Annotated in this window: 14 protein-coding genes; 3 read left to right on the top strand and 11 right to left on the bottom strand. The window is 72.9% G+C overall.

The features are described from left to right. Positions 1-179: 179 nt before the first annotated feature. The 3 genes from ugpC (at position 180) to ABII15_RS21140 (ending at position 2,832) form a co-directional block, all read left to right on the top strand. Positions 180-1,316 (top strand): sn-glycerol-3-phosphate ABC transporter ATP-binding protein UgpC, encoded by a 1,137-nt coding sequence (gene ugpC / locus ABII15_RS21150; protein WP_353943885.1) that lies wholly within the window; start codon positions 180-182, stop codon positions 1,314-1,316. A 236-nt stretch (positions 1,317-1,552) separates the two neighbouring features. After that, positions 1,553-2,011, top strand: coding sequence for a hypothetical protein (locus ABII15_RS21145; protein WP_353943884.1), 459 nt, complete (start codon positions 1,553-1,555; stop codon positions 2,009-2,011). 65 nt (positions 2,012-2,076) lie between these two features. After that, complete coding sequence (locus ABII15_RS21140) at positions 2,077-2,832, top strand: nucleotidyltransferase family protein (RefSeq protein ID WP_353943883.1); 756 nt, start codon at positions 2,077-2,079, stop codon at positions 2,830-2,832. A 76-nt stretch (positions 2,833-2,908) separates the two neighbouring features. Here ABII15_RS21140 and ABII15_RS21135 read toward each other — a convergent pair whose 3' ends face one another. From ABII15_RS21135 to ABII15_RS21085, 11 genes are all read right to left on the bottom strand, one after another. After that, positions 2,909-4,513: a DoxX family protein gene (locus ABII15_RS21135; RefSeq protein ID WP_353943882.1), complete on the bottom strand. Its 1,605-nt coding sequence runs from the start codon at positions 4,511-4,513 to the stop codon at positions 2,909-2,911. A 292-nt stretch (positions 4,514-4,805) separates the two neighbouring features. Continuing rightward, positions 4,806-5,756 carry a 23S rRNA (guanosine(2251)-2'-O)-methyltransferase RlmB gene (gene rlmB, locus ABII15_RS21130; RefSeq protein WP_353943881.1) on the bottom strand — a complete coding sequence of 317 codons (951 nt, stop codon included), beginning with the start codon at positions 5,754-5,756 and terminating at the stop codon, positions 4,806-4,808. Positions 5,757-5,843: 87 nt separating this feature from the next. Beyond that, a complete protein-coding gene (gene cysS, locus ABII15_RS21125; protein ID WP_353943880.1) occupies positions 5,844-7,244 on the bottom strand; it encodes a cysteine--tRNA ligase in 1,401 nt (466 codons plus the stop codon). Positions 7,245-7,347: 103 nt separating this feature from the next. After that, positions 7,348-7,752, bottom strand: a complete 405-nt coding sequence (locus ABII15_RS21120) for a PPOX class F420-dependent oxidoreductase (RefSeq protein ID WP_353943879.1) — start codon at positions 7,750-7,752, stop codon at positions 7,348-7,350. A 4-nt stretch (positions 7,753-7,756) separates the two neighbouring features. Further along, positions 7,757-9,037, bottom strand: coding sequence for an MFS transporter (locus tag ABII15_RS21115; RefSeq protein ID WP_353943878.1), 1,281 nt, complete (start codon positions 9,035-9,037; stop codon positions 7,757-7,759). Continuing rightward, positions 9,034-10,836 carry an ABC transporter permease subunit gene (locus ABII15_RS21110; RefSeq protein WP_353943877.1) on the bottom strand — a complete coding sequence of 601 codons (1,803 nt, stop codon included), beginning with the start codon at positions 10,834-10,836 and terminating at the stop codon, positions 9,034-9,036. The genes ABII15_RS21115 and ABII15_RS21110 overlap by 4 nt, the downstream gene beginning before the upstream one ends. Beyond that, positions 10,833-12,296, bottom strand: a complete 1,464-nt coding sequence (locus ABII15_RS21105) for an ABC transporter substrate-binding protein (protein ID WP_353943876.1) — start codon at positions 12,294-12,296, stop codon at positions 10,833-10,835. The genes ABII15_RS21110 and ABII15_RS21105 overlap by 4 nt, the downstream gene beginning before the upstream one ends. Beyond that, the gene (locus ABII15_RS21100; protein ID WP_353943875.1) at positions 12,296-12,859 is read right to left on the bottom strand and encodes a GNAT family N-acetyltransferase; all 564 of its coding nucleotides are present in this window, start codon (positions 12,857-12,859) and stop codon (positions 12,296-12,298) included. Before ABII15_RS21100 ends, ABII15_RS21105 begins: the two co-directional genes overlap by 1 nt. 119 nt (positions 12,860-12,978) lie before the next feature. Further along, complete coding sequence (gene ispF, locus ABII15_RS21095; RefSeq protein ID WP_353943874.1) at positions 12,979-13,512, bottom strand: 2-C-methyl-D-erythritol 2,4-cyclodiphosphate synthase; 534 nt, start codon at positions 13,510-13,512, stop codon at positions 12,979-12,981. Next, positions 13,502-14,251, bottom strand: coding sequence for a 2-C-methyl-D-erythritol 4-phosphate cytidylyltransferase (gene ispD, locus ABII15_RS21090; protein ID WP_353943873.1), 750 nt, complete (start codon positions 14,249-14,251; stop codon positions 13,502-13,504). Before ispD ends, ispF begins: the two co-directional genes overlap by 11 nt. Positions 14,252-14,515: 264 nt before the next feature. After that, positions 14,516-14,998: a CarD family transcriptional regulator gene (locus tag ABII15_RS21085; RefSeq protein ID WP_003953493.1), complete on the bottom strand. Its 483-nt coding sequence runs from the start codon at positions 14,996-14,998 to the stop codon at positions 14,516-14,518. Positions 14,999-15,524: the final 526 nt, after the last annotated feature.

The following is a 15,524-nucleotide window of genomic DNA, read 5'->3' as shown; positions in this document are numbered from 1 at the left end:
GTCGAAAATTTCGACGAATCTCACAGCCGCCGGACTACTGACAGATCCGGCATGCGCCAGGTACGGTCCGATCAGTTCACCCGTGTGGACTACACCTCTCCGGGATCGCCCGGCGGGGATCACCTTCTTTACAACGGATCGTCCGGCACGTTCCTGCCGGTGAAGGGGGCTTCACAGCCATGGCTTCTGTCACGTTCGACAAGGCGACCCGCGTCTACCCGGGTTCCACCAAGCCCGCGGTCGACGGCCTGGAGATCGAGATCGAGGACGGCGAGTTCCTCGTCCTCGTCGGTCCCTCCGGCTGCGGAAAGTCGACCTCCCTGCGCATGCTCGCGGGTCTCGAGGACGTCAACGGCGGAGCGATCCGCATCGGTGACCGCGACGTCACGCACCTGCCGCCGAAGGACCGGGACATCGCCATGGTGTTCCAGAACTACGCCCTGTACCCGCACATGACCGTCGCCGACAACATGGGCTTCGCCCTGAAGATCGCCGGCGTGAACAAGGCGGAGATCCGGCAGAAGGTCGAGGAGGCCGCGAAGATCCTCGACCTCACCGAGTACCTGGACCGCAAGCCGAAGGCCCTCTCCGGTGGTCAGCGCCAGCGTGTCGCGATGGGCCGCGCCATCGTGCGTGAGCCGCAGGTCTTCCTCATGGACGAGCCGCTGTCGAACCTCGACGCCAAGCTCCGCGTGTCGACCCGTACGCAGATCGCGTCGCTCCAGCGCCGCCTCGGCATCACGACCGTCTACGTCACCCACGACCAGGTCGAGGCCATGACGATGGGCGACCGCGTCGCGGTCCTCAAGGACGGTCTGCTCCAGCAGGTCGACTCGCCGCGCAACATGTACGACCGCCCGGCCAACCTCTTCGTCGCCGGCTTCATCGGCTCCCCGGCCATGAACCTGGTCGAGGTCCCGATCACCGACGGCGGCGTGAAGTTCGGCAACTCGGTCGTCCCGGTCAACCGCGACGCCCTCAAGGCCGCTTCGGACAAGGGTGACACCACGGTCACCGTCGGTGTCCGCCCCGAGCACTTCGACATCGTCGAGCACGGCGGCGAGGCCGCGAAGACCCTCACCAAGGACGCCAGCGACGCCCCGGCCGGCCTCGCCGTCTCGGTCAACGTCGTCGAGGAGCTCGGCGCCGACGGCTACGTCTACGGCACCGCCCAGGTCGGTGGCGAGACCAAGGACCTCGTCGTCCGGGTCAACGGCCGCCAGGTGCCCGAGAAGGGCGCCCAGCTGCACGTCGTGCCCCGTCCGGGCGAGACCCACGTGTTCTCGACCTCCACGGGCGAGCGCCTCACCGACTGACCCGGTTCTTCCGGCAGAAGCCGCGGAAGCCGCAGAAGCCGCAGAAGTCCACGGAAGGGCCCCGCACTTCGGTGCGGGGCCCTTCCGCGCGTTCGGTCACGTTGTCGACAAATACCCCGGCAACTCGGACATTTCACCACTGCGCGTCAACACCTCATCACCAAAACCAAGTTGCGTGTCGCTCGGTCGAGTGACTAAATGTCGCCAAATCATCACCTACCGCTACGCTCACTCGCGTGACGCACTCTGCTACCTACACCCAGAAGCCGCGCCGCGCCCGGGGCCGGGGCCCCGCCCGCCGCGCCGCCCGCACGCTCGCGTTCGTCCTGCCGGTGATGCTGGTGCTCTCCGGAACCCTCGCGGTCACCCGAGTCAACTGGTCGGGAGGCTCTTCGGACTCCGTCCTCACAGCTTCCTCACAGGACGTGTCAGCGCGCGCCAAGTCGCGCGCCCCCCAGGACGTCCTGCGCGACCGTCTTCTGGTCGAGCTGCAGGAGAAGGACCCGGGCACGGCGCTCACCCACCTCCAGCAGGAGATCGACCAGCGGCCCTCGCTGGCGAAGTACTGCATGTCGATCGCGAAGTCGCTGGGCCGTGCCGCCGTGCAGGCCTACGGCCCGGCGCGCGCCCAGTCGTACGCCCGTCCGGTCTGCGACACCTCCTTCGCCTCCGGGGTGGCCGGCTTCCGGGCCTGACGGACGGCCGCCCGCCGTCACGTCCCCCGCCCCTCCACGGGCCGTGCGCACGTAGGGTTCCGGTCATGACGACCGCTGAACCCGCCGCGCACGGCCCGCACTCGTATCCGCACCGGCCCACGCAGGCCGTCGTCCTGGCGGGCGGCCAGGGCTCGCGGCTGCGCCCGTACACCGACGACCGCCCCAAGCCGATGGTGGAGATCCCGGGCACGGGCACGCCGATCATCGGGCACCAGCTGTCCTGGCTCGCCGAGGAGGGCGTCACGGACGCCGTCGTCTCGTGCGGCCATCTCGCCGAGGTCCTCCAGGAGTGGCTGGACCAGGCCGACCTTCCGCTGCGGGTCACGACGGTCGTCGAGACGGAGCCGCTCGGCCGGGGCGGCGGCCTGAAGTACGCGGCCGCGCACCTGCCCCACCCCGACCGCCCCTGGTACGCGACGAACGGCGACATCTGGACCCGATTCTCGCTGCGCGAGATGGCCGACTTCCACCACGAGCGGGAGGCCACGGCGACCCTCGCGCTGGCCCGGCCGCGCATCCCGTGGGGCGCCGTCGAGACCAACGCGTTCGGTCACATCACCGACTTCATCGAGGCCCCGCCGTCCCCGTACCTGATCAACGCGGGCGTCTACGTCTTCTCCCCCGAGTTCGCCTCGCTGCTGCCCGCCACCGGCGACCACGAGCGCACCACGTTCCCGCGCCTGGCCCGCGCCAAGCGGCTCGCGGGCTTCCCGATCCCGCAGGGCGCGTACTGGCGGGCGATCGACACGGCGAAGGACCTCACCGAGGCCGCGAAGGAGCTGGCCGCGCAGGGCCGTTGAGCGCCTTCCCTACGCCGATGGGGCCCCGCACGATCGTCGTGCGGGGCCCCATCGGCACAGCGGGCGGGAGAGACGGTCAGCCGAGCAGACCGCCCACGAGCTTGCTGCCGCCCGAGGAGTCGGAACCGCCACCGCCGCCGTCGCCGCCGCTGGAGGACGAGCCGCCGTCCGACGTGCCGCCGCTGGACGTCCCGCCTCCGCTGGTGGGGGCGCCGCCGGTGCTGCTCGGCGGCTGCTGCGGGGTCGTCTGCTGCGGCGGGGCCTGGCCCGCCGTGGCGCCCTGCGTCGGGGTGCTGGTCGTCCCGCTGGCGCTGCCGCTCTCGCGGGCGGCGCCGGGCGCACCGGACGGGCTCGACGTGGTGCCCTGCGTCGGCGCGTTGGACGCCGACGGGCTCGACGAGCGCTGCTCCTGCCGCTTCGTGCTGCCGGGCTCCGAGGGGAGCGGGGAGCCGGGCAGCTGGTTGTGCGGGGCGTCGCCGGGGCCCGGGGCGGTGACCCGGTCGGCGTCGCGCACGGCGCCGCCGAGCAGCGAACCGATGAGCAGGGTCAGGCCGATGACGACGGTCGCGACGACGGCGCCGCGGCGCAGGACGTAGCGGCGCAGCTCGCCGAGCGTGGAGCGCGGGCCGAGGCGTCGCCAGGCGCGCGAGGCGAGGCGGCCGTCGATGGAGTAGACCGGGGCGCCGGCGATGATCAGCGGCGACCATGCGGCCAGATAGATGATGTCCGGCGCGTCGTAGGCGGGGACGGTCTTCCAGCTGACGGTGACCAGGATCGCGGCGGAGAGCAGCACGCCGATGGCGGCGGCGAGCCGCTGCCAGAGTCCGAGCACCGTCAGCACGCCGACGATGACCTGGAAGAAGGCGATGGCGAGTCCCGCGCCGACGGGGTGCTGGAGCGCCCAGTCGCGCAGCGGCTCGGCGAGCTCCCACGGGTGCAGCGAGTTGAGCCACTTGACCATGGAGCCGCGTTCGCCGCCGTCGAAGTAGACGGGGTCGCAGAGCTTGCCCATGCCCGCGTAGATGGAGATGAAGCCGAGGAAGACGCGGAGCGGGAGCAGCACCACGCCGAGGTTCATCCGGCGCCCGGGGTAGTAGGCGTGCCGGACGGGCCCGTAGCGGCGGGCGGCGGTGGTCTCGTTGTCGCTTTCGTCACCGGCGTCGAACTCGCTGCCCCGGTAACGGACTTGATCGAGCTCGCCGGAGTCCTCGAAGGCGCTGCCGGACTGCCGCATCTGGGGCAGGATCCGGGTGCCGGGCTCGACGACGGGTGTTTCCTGGGTCGGGTCGCCCTCGTAGAGGTCGTCGGCATCGATGCGCGGGATGACCTGCGTGGCACCGCCCGCGTCCGGCTCGCCGGGGCGTCGCGCGCCGGTGAGCAGGCCGTCGGCGGCGAAGGCGCCGCCGCTCATGACGACCGGGCGTCGCCGGGCCGCGGGCGTACCGGCGGCGGTGATCACGGGAATGCGCGCGGTCGCCGCGTCGACGGCGGACAAGTGGCGGGCGATGCGCGGGAGTTGAGTCTTCTGCGCCGTGGGGAGCTGCACGCGGAAACTTGCGTGGTTGACGATGACCTGCGCCGGGTCGCACGGAACCTTCACCATGCTCAGCGCGGGAGCGTCGTCGAATCCCGACGAGCGGTCCCCCGAGGGTGTGCGGGGCGTTCTGGTGTCCACACTCATCTAACCGAGTGATGTGTGTTTAGGACACTGCCTTGACTGCGCCAAAATGTCCGGGCCCCGTCAAGGTCATTCCGGCCCGGTCGCCGACTGCGAGTGAGTGGGTGGCTGGTCGCGCAGTTCCCCGCGCCCCTGGGCGAGCGAAGCTCGCTTCAGGGGCGCGGGGAACTGCGCGAGAAGCGGCCACCGGCCCGCGGACCGCGACGAACCCCCGTGGGGCAGACGCGGATCGTTCAGGGGCGCGGGGAACTGCGCGACCAGCCCCCACCGGCCGTCAGCCGACGAAGAGACCGGATCAGCCCCGGCGCCGAGCCGCCTCGTACAGGACGACGCCGGCGGCGACACCGGCGTTCAACGACTCCGCACCACCCGGCATGGGAATCCGCACGCGGAAGTCACAGGTCTCCCCGACCAGCCGCGAGAGCCCCTTGCCCTCGCTGCCGACGACGATGACGACGGGCCCCTCGAGCGCGGCCAGGTCACCCACGGTGTGGTCCCCGTCGGCGGCGAGCCCGACGATGGCGAGGCCCGCCTTCTTGTACTGCTCGAGGGTGCGGGTCAGATTGGTGGCGCGAGCCACGGGCGTGCGCGCGGCGGCACCGGCGGACGTCTTCCAGGCCCCGGCGGTCATCCCGGCGGCCCGCCGCTCGGGAACGACGACCCCGTGCCCGCCGAACGCGGAGGTGGAGCGCACGACGGCGCCCAGGTTGCGCGGGTCCGTCACCCCGTCGAGGGCGACGATCAGCGGGTCCTCGCCGTCGTCGAACGCGGCGGCGACGAGGTCCTCCGGGTGCGCGTACTCGTAGGGCGGCACCTGGAGCACGAGCCCCTGGTGGTTCAGCCCGTTGGTCATCCGGTCCAGCTCGGGGCGCGGGGCCTCCATGAGGTGGATGCCGCCGCGCTCACCGGCGAGCTGGAGCGCCTCGCGGACCCGCTCGTCGTTGTCGATGAACTGCTGGACGTAGAGCGTGCTCGCGGGCACGCCCTCGCGCAGCGCCTCGACGACCGGGTTGCGGCCGACGACCATCTCGGAGGTCGCCTTGCCGCGCGGACCGCCGGTGCGGCTCTGCGGGCGGCCCTGGGCACGCTTGGCCTGGGCCGTCGCGATGCGGTTCTTCTTGTGCTTCTTGCGCATCTCGGCGGGCGGGGTCGGGCCCTTGCCCTCGAGACCCTTGCGTCGCTGGCCGCCACTGCCGACCTGCGCGCCCTTCTTGCCGGACATGCGGCGGTTGTTGTTGGCGGCCATGACCTACCTGTTCTCTTACGTCAACGAATGTCTGTACGTATATGCAGTGTGCCGCCCGACGCTCCGGGCGGCACATTCAGCATGCGGTCAGCGCGGTCCGAGCGTCCACCGGGGCCCGCTGGGGCTGTCCTCGATGACGAGCCCGGACTGGCCGAGCTGGTCGCGGATGGCGTCGGCGGTGGCCCAGTCCTTGCGGGCCCGGGCGGCCTCGCGCTGGTCGAGCACGAGCCGTACGAGGCTGTCGACGACACCGTGCAGGTCCTCGCCCTGGCCCTGCTCACCGGCCCACTGGGCGTCCAGCGGGTCGAGGCCGAGGACGCCGAGCATGGCGCGCACCTCGGCGAGCCGGGCGACGGCGGTCTCCTTGTCGTCGGCGGCGAGCGCGGAGTTCCCCTGCCGGACGGCGGTGTGCACGATGGCCAGCGCCTGCGGCACGCCCAGGTCGTCGTCCATCGCCTCCGCGAACGCGGGCGGCACCTCGTCGGCCGGGGCGACCGTGCCGCCGGCCAGCTCGGTGACGCGCTGCACGAAGCCCTCGATGCGCGCGAACGCGGACTCGGCCTCGCGCAGCGCCTCCTCGCTGTACTCGATGGTCGAGCGGTAGTGCGGCGTGCCCAGGTAGTACCGGAGCACGATGGGCCGCCAGTGCTTGACCATCTCGGAGACGAGGACGCTGTTGCCCAGCGACTTCGACATCTTCTCGCCGGCCATGGTGACCCAGTAGTTGTGCACCCAGTACTGGGCGAAGTCGTCGCCGTACGCCTTGGCCTGCGCGATCTCGTTCTCGTGGTGCGGGAAGACGAGGTCGAGGCCGCCGCCGTGGATGTCGAAGGAGGAGCCCAGGTACTTGTGGGCCATCGCCGAGCACTCCAGGTGCCAGCCCGGACGGCCGCGGCCCCACGGCGTCTCCCAGCTGGGCTCGCCCGGCTTCGTCGCCTTCCACATGGCGAAGTCCCGCGGGTCGCGCTTGCCGGTGATGCCCTCCTCGGACGGCTGGCGCAGCCCGTCGAGCTCCTGGTTGGACAGCTCCAGGTAGCCGGGGAAGGAGCGCACGTCGAAGTAGACGTTCCCGTCGGCCTCGTAGGCGTGCCCGCGCTCGATGAGCCCGCGCATCATCTCGATCATCTCGGGGACGTGACCGGTGGCGCGCGGCTCGTACGTCGGCGGCAGGCAGCCGAGCGCGGCGTAGGCGTCGTTGAACGCCCGCTCGTTCTCGTACCCGATCGACCACCACGGCCGGTTCTGCTCGGCCGACTTCTTGATGATCTTGTCGTCGATGTCCGTCACGTTGCGGATGAACGTGACGTCGTACCCGCGGTACGCGAACCAGCGGCGCATGATGTCGAAGTTGAGCCCCGACCTGATGTGCCCGATGTGCGGGGCGGCCTGCACGGTCGCACCACAGAGGTAGATCGAGACGCAGCCCGGCGTGAGCGGGATGAAGTCACGGATCTGCCGGGCGCTGGTGTCGTACAGGCGAATAGTCACGCCTCCAGGGTAGTAGGCCGCGGAGGGTGCCGTGCCCCGTAAGGGGCGCGGGGAACCGCGTGCTGGGACGCAGTCCCCCAAAAGAGGCGAACCCCCACCGGCCTCAGACCCGCCCGACGACCTTCCGGGCCCGGACCCGCACCACGACCCGCTCCGCGTCGTCCGCGGACGACGGGTTGAACTCCGCGTACTTCTTCCCGGTGTACTTCAGCGACAGCTCGTCGATGAGTTCCTGGCCGCCCTCGGTGGTGATGTCGGCGGTGCCGCGGATCTCGGCGTAGGCGTACGGGTTGTCGGCGGGCTGCACGAGGACCGTCACGCGCGGGTCGCGCCGCAGGTTCTTCTCCTTGCGGCGGCCGACGGTCGTGGAGAACAGCACGTCGTCGCCGTCGCGCTTGACCCACACCGGGGAGACCTGCGGGCTCCCGTCGGGCTGGATGGTGGCGACGCCGATGAAGACCTTGCTGTCGAGCAGTGCCTTGAGCTCGTCGGAGAGCTGGGCGGACATGGCTTCACTCCTTCTCGTATGACTGCGAACGCGTACCCGATCCTGCGGCAACACACCGTGCCGGTCCGGTATTTCGGCCGGGTGTCACCCATCGGGCGAGCCCCGCCGCGGCCAGCGGCACGGCCGCGAGGACGGACCACAGGGCGGGCGCGGGCAGGTCGAGCAGGGCGCCCGTCGCGGCGCTCCCGCCGAGCACGGCGAGCCCGGCGACGGAGGACAGCGCGCCGGTGGCCAGGCCCAGGTGCCGGGCGTCGACGAGGTCGGGGACGAGCCCGCGCGCGGCCGGCACCAGCAGCATCTGCCCGCAGGTGAGCAGCACGACGAGGGCGCCGAGTGGCAGCAGCGCGTACCCCGGGCCCGGCAGCCGCCCGGCGGTGACGGCCACCGTCGCGAACCCGGCGGCCACCAGGAGCAGGCCCGCCGTGAGCGCGGTGCGCGGCGCGAGCCGCCCCGCCGACCAGCGGGTCACCGGCAGCTGGACGAACACGACGAGCAGCGACGACAGCGCGAACAGCGGGCCGACGGCGTCCTGCGAGCCGGTCGTGCGGACGGCCTCCGCGGGCAGCGCGAGGTAGAGCTGGTTGTACGCGATGAGGTAGCCGCTGTACGCGAGGCACAGGGCGAGGAAGCGCGGCCGGGCGAGGACGGCGGCGCCGCCCGTGAGGCTCCGGGCCGCCACGCGTTCGCGGCGCGGCATGAAGCGGGCGTGCCCGGCGAACACGCCGACGAAGACCAGCGCGCCCGCGAGGCAGGCCGCCCGGAACCCGGCGAACAGCAGGGCCGTGCCGAGCAGCGGCCCGAGGAAGGCGCCCGCCTGCCCGGCCGCCGAGAAGACGCCGAGGACCTGGGTGCGCGGGATGCCGGTGGCGCTCTCGTGGCGGACGGCCTCGCGGGCCGTCTCCGACTCGACGGCCGGGGAGAACAGCGCGGCGGCGAATCCGACGAGGAGCACGGCCGCGACGACGGTGGCCGTGCCGTCGGCGAACCCGAGCCAGAGGAATCCGGCGATACGCAGGGCGCAGCCGGTCAGGACCACCGGGCGCGGACCGTAGCGGTCGGTGAGGGCGCCGCCGACGACGAAGAGGCCCTGCTGGCTGAAGGTGCGCAGGCCGAGGATCAGGCCGGCCGCCCAGCCGGCGAGGCCGAGCGTGCCGGTGAGGTGGGTGGCCAGGTAGGGCAGGACCGCGTAGAAGCCGATGTTGAAGGCGAGCTGGGTGACGGTGAGCATCCGCAGGTAGGGCGGGAGCTGTCGGATGCGGAGCTTTGTCGTGCGGGCCGGCTTCATGGCCTGTGCGTCGTGGGGGGTTCCGCACGTCGGCGGGTGCCCTCGCGTCGTGGCTGGTCGCGCCCCGCGGCGGAGCCGCTCGTGGACACAGCCCCGCGCCCCTTCGGGGCGCCCGAGGTCAGCGCCACGACAGCGCCTACGCACGCCAGTGCCGCCGCCGGGGCCAGGACCGCCCAGGGGGCCCGCTCCGCGTACGGGAGGTTCTCCATCAGGAGGCGGCCCCACTCGGGGGTGGGGGGCTGGGTGCCGAGGCCGAGGAAGCTGAGGGAGGCCAGGGCGAGGGTGGTGGGGGCCAGGCGCAGGGCCGCGTGGCGGGTGACGGGGCCGAGGACGCCGGGCAGCACGTGGCGGCGCAGGACGTGCCCGCGTCCGGCGCCCTGGGCGAGGGCGGCCTCGACGTGCCCGGAGGCCCGTTCCGTCTCGGCCAGGGCCGTGGTGTGCGCGGCCAGCGGCGCCCAGCCGACGGCGGCGACGGCGACGGCCGCGCCCGCCTGGCCCGCCCCGAACAGGCCGGTGACCAGGAGCCCGGCGAGGATCGCGGGCAGCGCGTTGGCGACCTCGGCCGGGCCCTTGGCCCAGCGGGTGAGGCCGAGCGCGACGCCGACGACGTAGGCGGCGGCGCACACGGCGGCGGCCGTGGCCAGGGTGCGCAGCGCGCCGTGCCCGAGCCGGGCGAGGACGTCGCGGCCGAGCGCGTCGGTACCGAAGGGGTGGGCACCCGACGGCGGGGCGAGCCGGGCGGTCAGCTCGACCTGGAGCGGGTCGCGGGTCAGGCCCCAGGCGATCACGGCGAGCAGGGCGGCGCCGAGGACGAGCGCCGCGTACCCGGCGGAGCGGCGTCCCGCGCGCGGCGGGGCGGCACTGGGCAGCGCGCCCGCGCGGAGGGCGGGGCCGAGCAGCCGTCGGCGCAGCAGTTCGACGGCGACGGCAGCGACCACGCCGAGCGCGAGCAGCACCAGCAGACAGCCCTGGAGCAGCGGCAGATCGAGGTCGAGCGCGGCGGCGACGGCGGTGCCGCCGAGCCCGGGAATGGCGAACACGGCCTCGACGGCGGCCGCCGCCCCGGTCAGGCCGACCACGGTGAGCCCCGCCTGCGGCAGCACGGCGGGCAGCGCGCGGCGCACGGCGTGCCCGGCGATGCGCGAGCGCGGCATGCCGTTCGCGCGGGCCGTGCGCACCCAGGGTTCGGCGAACGCGGTGGGCAGCGCGTCCTGCCCGAGCCGCCCGAGGACGGCGCCCGCGGGCAGGCCGAGGGCGAGGGCGGGCAGCACGGCGGAGGCGGGCGAGGCCCAGCCCTGCGCCGGGAACCAGCCGAGCCGGACGGCGAACAGCGTCGCGAGGACGGAGGCGAGCAGGAACTCAGGGAGGGCCGCGAGCACCCCGGCGACCACCCCGTTCGGCGCCTCGGCCCGGCCGCGGCGCAGGGCGGGCAGACAGACCGCCGCCGCGACGAGGACGGCGACCACCATCGCGTACGCCATCAGCGACACGGACACCCAGAACCCGGCGGCGACGTCCGCGCCGACGTCGGCGCCCGTCACCCAGGACGTGCCGAGGTCGCCGTGCGCGAGGCCGCGCAGCCACTGCCCGAGGAAGGTGAACGGGCCGTCGCCGAGGCCCAGCTGGTCGCGCACCTCGGCGAGCTGCTTCGGTGTCGTGGGCGCGTCCCCGTACCGCGCGTGCAGCACGGTCAGCGCCGGGTCGGTACGGGTGAGCCAGGGCAGCAGCGCGGTGAGCGCGAGCAGCCCGCCCGCGGCGGCCACCCGGCCCGCGCCCACCTTGAGACTCGTCAGGTTCACGCGCGTGTCTCCAGGCCGATGAACTGCCGCTCGTAGGGGTCGAGGACGACTCCGCGCACCCCGGCGCCGACGCCCTGGAGGTGCTCCTCGTGGACGATCGGCACGACGGCGTCGGTGCGCAGCACGGCGGCCTCGGCGACGAGCACGGCACGCCGCCGCGCCGCGCCCTCGCGGCCCGCCGCGTCGCGCACGGCGGCGTCCACACGGGCGTCGCGCAGCTGCGAGATGTTGAAGCTGCCGCCGCTGCTGAAGTCGGAGGCGAGGTACGAGACCGGGTCGCCGGTGTCGAGCGCGGTGGAGCGGGACATCAGGAACGCGTCGTAGTCGCCGCTCAGCGCCCCGGCCTCCAGACGCGCGTAGTCCTTGACGACGAGCCGCACCCCGAACCCGGCCCGCTTCAGCTGCTGGGCGAGCGCGGCGGCGGCCTCGGGCAGCTCGGCCCGGTTGGTGTACGTGGCGAGGGTGAGCGTGCGCCCGCGCGGCGCGGTGGCGGCGGCCCGCCCGGTGACCGGCAGCCGCTTGCCGTCGGCCCAGGCGAACCCGGGGCCGAGGAGCCCGTCGGCGCGCCGGGCGTATCCCTCGTAGACGCTGCTCGCCAGCGCGCCGGCGTCGACGCCCGCGCGGACGGCGGCGCGCAGCCCGGGGTCGGCGAGCGGGCCCTTGCGGGTGTTGAGGTAGAGGGTCGTGGTGCGCACGGTGGCGACGCGCCGGGCCCGGTCGCCGAGCACCAGGGCCTGTGCGGCGGGCACGAACTCGGCGACCTCGATCTGGCCCGAACGCAGCGCGTTGGCGCGGGCGTTGTTGTCGGCGACGAACGTGACGTCGAGGCCGCGCGCGGCGGCCCGGCCGCGCCAGTGCCCGTCGAACCGGTCGAGCGTCGCGGACACCGCCCCGTTCACCTTCGTCAGCGCGAACGGGCCGGTGGCGGTCCCGACCGGGTCCACGCTCCCGTCCGTGCCGTACGCGGCGGGCGAGAAGACGGCGAGGGAGGGGTTGGCGAGGCGCGCGGGCAGCAGCGGATCGGCGTCCCCGGTCGTGATCCGCACGGTCCGCTCCCCCGCCGCCTCGGCGGTCAGCTTCACGTCGCTCAGCACGCGCGGTGTCACCTTCGCCCGTCCGGCCCGGGTCAGGGACCGCACGACGGCGTCGGCGGTGACGTCCCGGCCGTCCTGGAAGCGCGCGGCGCGCAGGGTGAACTCCCAGGTGGTGGCGGTGGTACGGGTCCACCGCGCGGCCAGCGCCGGGTGGATCACGCCGTCGGCGTCCATCCTGGTGAGCCCGTCGACGACCGCGAGCCGGCTCAGGAGCAGCCCGTCGTCGCCGTACGGGGACAGCCGCTGGGTGGGCGCGAAGGCGAGGTCGACGCCGAGCCGGCCGCCGCGCGCGGTGCCGGTGAACGACCCGCAGGCGCTGGTGAACCCGAGCCCGGCCGCCGCGAGCAGAAAGCCACGGCGGCGCATCAGCCGACGGGGACGGGTGCGGGCACGGCGGCGGGCAGCGGCAGTTCGAAGTGGACGATGCCCTGTCCGCCGCCGGGCAGCTCGCGCTCGTCGCAGACCTCGTTCGCGAGCGCCCGCCAGAACGGTTCGGCGCCGGTCACGGCCGGGTCGGTGTGCAGGTAGATCGCGTCGTAGCCGCCGGCGCCCGCGACGAAGGCGGTCAGCTCCCGTACGAGGGCGCGGGCGAGGCCGTGCCGACGGTGCTCGGGGCGTACGTAGATGCGGCACAGCTGGGCGGTGGAGCCGGACGGGAAGCGGTCGGCGACCCACTGCGGATTGGGCGGGGCGGCCGGGCCGCGGTCCCGCACCCCGCCCGTGGCGACGATCTCGCCGCTGGGCACGTGCTCGGCGACCAGCAGGGTGCGGCGCCCGGGGCGCAGGTAGTGGCCGGCCGGGTCGATGATGTCGGCGTGCCAGCGCGGCACGTAACCGGACTTCAGGTCGCGGTACACGGTGTCCAGCATGACGGCGCGGGCTCCGTCCACATCGCCGTCACCGGCCACGCGGATCACATAGTCGCCCATTGCCTGCCTTCGCCTTGTCCGAGCCTTGATCAGCTCGCGTCACGCGAGCCGATCAACCTGCCCTGACATGCTAACTGCAAGTGATGCGCAATAAGGGGGCGGGGCGGCTTCCGTGCAGGTCAGGCACGCCCGGACCGCACCACCAGCGCCGTCGCCACCGCCATCAGCCCCTCGTCGCGCCCGGGGAAGCCGAGCCCGTCGGTGGTCGCGCCCGAGACGGAGACCGGCGCACCGGCGGCCTCGGACAGCACCTTCTGGGCCTCGTCGCGCCGCTTGCCGATCTTCGGCCGGGGGCCGACGACCTGCACGGCGACATTGCCGATGACGAAACCGGCGTCCCGCACGATCCGCGCCGCCTCCGCGAGCAGCGTGAGCCCGCTCGCGCCCGCCCACTCGGGCCGCCCGGTCCCGAAGTGCCGGCCAAGGTCACCGAGTCCGGCGGCCGAGAACAGCGCGTTGCAGGCCGCGTGGGCGACCACGTCGGCGTCGGAGTGCCCGGCGAGCCCGGGGCCGGTGTAGTCGGGGGCCTCCCACTTCAGCCCGCCGCACCACATCTCCCGCCCCTCCTCGAAGGCGTGGATGTCGGTCCCGATGCCGACCTGCGGCAGGACGTACGGGAACGGCTGCTGGAGCGGCTGCTGCTCAGAACCCATCGTTGGCCCTCCTGCGGGCGAGCACGGCCTCGGCGAGCACGAGGTCCAGCGGCCGGGTCACCTTGAACGCCTCCTCGTGCCCGGGCACGAGCACGACCTGGAGCCCCAGCTGCTCCACCATGCTCGCGTCGTCGGTCACGTCCTCGGTGACGGTCTCGTGCGCCCGGCGGAGCGTGTCGTGGTCGAAGCCCTGCGGGGTCTGCACCGCGCGCAGCCTGGCCCGCGACGGCGTGGCGACGACCGGCTCGGGGCTGCCGTCGGTGGTCGGCACGACCTCCTTGACGGTGTCCGCGAGCGGCAGCGCGGGCACGACGGCCGGCTGCCCGTCCCGTACGGCCTCGATGACCGCGTCGACGGTGTCCACCGGCACCAGCGGCCGGGCCGCGTCGTGCACGAGGACGATGTCGATGCCGTCCGGCAGGGCGTCGAGGCCGAGCTTCACGGACTCCTGGCGGGACTCACCGCCGGGCACGACGACGAAGTCGGTGCGCTCGGGAAGGGCGTGGTCGGCGAGCAGGCTCTTCACCTCGGCCGCGCCGTCCGGCGGGGCGACGACCACGACGAGGGAGACCGACCGGGAGGCCGCCATGGCGCGCACGGCGTGGATCAGCATCGGGGTGCCGTTCAGCGTGCGGAGCGCCTTGGGGGTGCCCGGGCCGAGGCGTACACCCCGGCCGGCGGCCGGAATCACGGCCGCGGTGCGTGCGCGGGCGACAACGGGACGCGTTTCGTCAGACATCGGTTCCGTTCAGGTTTGTACGCTCGGGGGTGGTGGGTATGGCCACATCGTGCCGGGCGCGACGCCTTGACCGGACCCTTCCGTGACACCGGTCGAGCCAGCTGCCCGGGCCCGGCACGTCAGGGGACGGCACTTCGACAGGCACCGAGGAACATCTCGGGCGGGGCGGGCGGATACGCGCATGCCGCAGCGCCCGGCGACACCATCAGGGTCAGCGGGCACCACGGCATTGTTTCCTACGCGCTTATCCCGCGCAGCAGCGCGTCAGGACGCGAGAACCTCGTCGAGCAGGGCCTCGGCCTTGTCCTCGTTCGTGTTCTCCGCGAGAGCGAGCTCGCTCACCAGGATCTGGCGAGCCTTGGCGAGCATGCGCTTCTCACCCGCGGACAGTCCGCGCTCACGCTCACGACGCCACAGGTCACGCACAACCTCCGCGACCTTGATGACATCGCCGGAGGCGAGCTTCTCCAGGTTTGCCTTGTAGCGGCGCGACCAGTTCGTGGGCTCCTCGGCGTACGGCGCGCGCAGTACCTCGAAGACCCGGTCGAGCCCGTCCTGACCGACCACGTCCCGCACGCCGACGAACTCCGCATTGTCCGCTGGCACACGTACCGTCAAGTCGCCCTGGGCGACCTTCAGCACCAAGTAGGTCTTGTCCACGCCTTTGATCTGGCGAGTTTCGATAGCCTCGATCAGCGCGGCCCCGTGATGGGGATAGACCACGGTGTCGCCAACCTTGAACGTCATGTGACAGGTACCCCTTCCGTGGCTATCCAGGGTAACACGGAAACTGCGGGTTCTGAATGGCGTTTTCGCAGGTCAGGGCATATCTCGGGGCTTGACAACAACAACAGGAACGTGCTGCGAAGGGGTCCGCGGACGGAAGAGGAGCGGGGTATTCGCAGGTCGGAGCAGCTCTCCGCCGAGGGAGAAACGCGAACGTTACAGGCATCTGAACAGGCGTCCAAAGGGTCGAACGTCCCGTTTTGTGAGGTTCGGAGCGTGCGACTTCCGCTACTCCGTTCGGGCGCACCGACCCCCGTTCGGGCCGAATCCGGAATTGATCACTGCGTTTCCGGCACCCGGGTGATCGTTTTTCCGGACCGCCATGCATTCCTTACCGGAAATCCGCACGCGCCGCTGGACAGGGCCTATGCGAAAGATGAACAAGGGGCCATTGGTGACAGTGAGGAACACGGGATGCCGGATGCGTACCCGACGCCCGCGAGGAGCCGTCGGCCGCCAGGACACACCCTCTAGGGGCGGGTCGGGT

Origin of the sequence: Streptomyces sp. HUAS MG91, assembly GCF_040529335.1 — a bacterium.
Lineage (GTDB): Bacteria > Actinomycetota > Actinomycetes > Streptomycetales > Streptomycetaceae > Streptomyces > Streptomyces tabacisoli.
Note: the sequence above shows the minus strand (reverse complement) of the source record. Positions and strands in the feature narration are given on the sequence as shown.

What these genes read in the sequence shown, in the direction of transcription:
- ABII15_RS21140 (WP_353943883.1), top strand. Translation starts at nt 2,077, where the DNA reads ATGACGACCGCTGAACCCGCCGCGCACGGCCCGCACTCGTATCCGCAC.
- ispF (WP_353943874.1), bottom strand. Translation starts at nt 13,512, where the DNA reads ATGGGTTCTGAGCAGCAGCCGCTCCAGCAGCCGTTCCCGTACGTCCTG.
- ABII15_RS21120 (WP_353943879.1), bottom strand. Translation starts at nt 7,752, where the DNA reads ATGTCCGCCCAGCTCTCCGACGAGCTCAAGGCACTGCTCGACAGCAAG.
- ABII15_RS21115 (WP_353943878.1), bottom strand. Translation starts at nt 9,037, where the DNA reads ATGAAGCCGGCCCGCACGACAAAGCTCCGCATCCGACAGCTCCCGCCC.
- rlmB (WP_353943881.1), bottom strand. Translation starts at nt 5,756, where the DNA reads ATGGCCGCCAACAACAACCGCCGCATGTCCGGCAAGAAGGGCGCGCAG.
- ABII15_RS21105 (WP_353943876.1), bottom strand. Translation starts at nt 12,296, where the DNA reads ATGCGCCGCCGTGGCTTTCTGCTCGCGGCGGCCGGGCTCGGGTTCACC.
- ABII15_RS21100 (WP_353943875.1), bottom strand. Translation starts at nt 12,859, where the DNA reads ATGGGCGACTATGTGATCCGCGTGGCCGGTGACGGCGATGTGGACGGA.
- ABII15_RS21135 (WP_353943882.1), bottom strand. Translation starts at nt 4,513, where the DNA reads ATGAGTGTGGACACCAGAACGCCCCGCACACCCTCGGGGGACCGCTCG.
- ispD (WP_353943873.1), bottom strand. Translation starts at nt 14,251, where the DNA reads ATGTCTGACGAAACGCGTCCCGTTGTCGCCCGCGCACGCACCGCGGCC.
- ABII15_RS21085 (WP_003953493.1), bottom strand. Translation starts at nt 14,998, where the DNA reads ATGACGTTCAAGGTTGGCGACACCGTGGTCTATCCCCATCACGGGGCC.
- ugpC (WP_353943885.1), top strand. Translation starts at nt 180, where the DNA reads ATGGCTTCTGTCACGTTCGACAAGGCGACCCGCGTCTACCCGGGTTCC.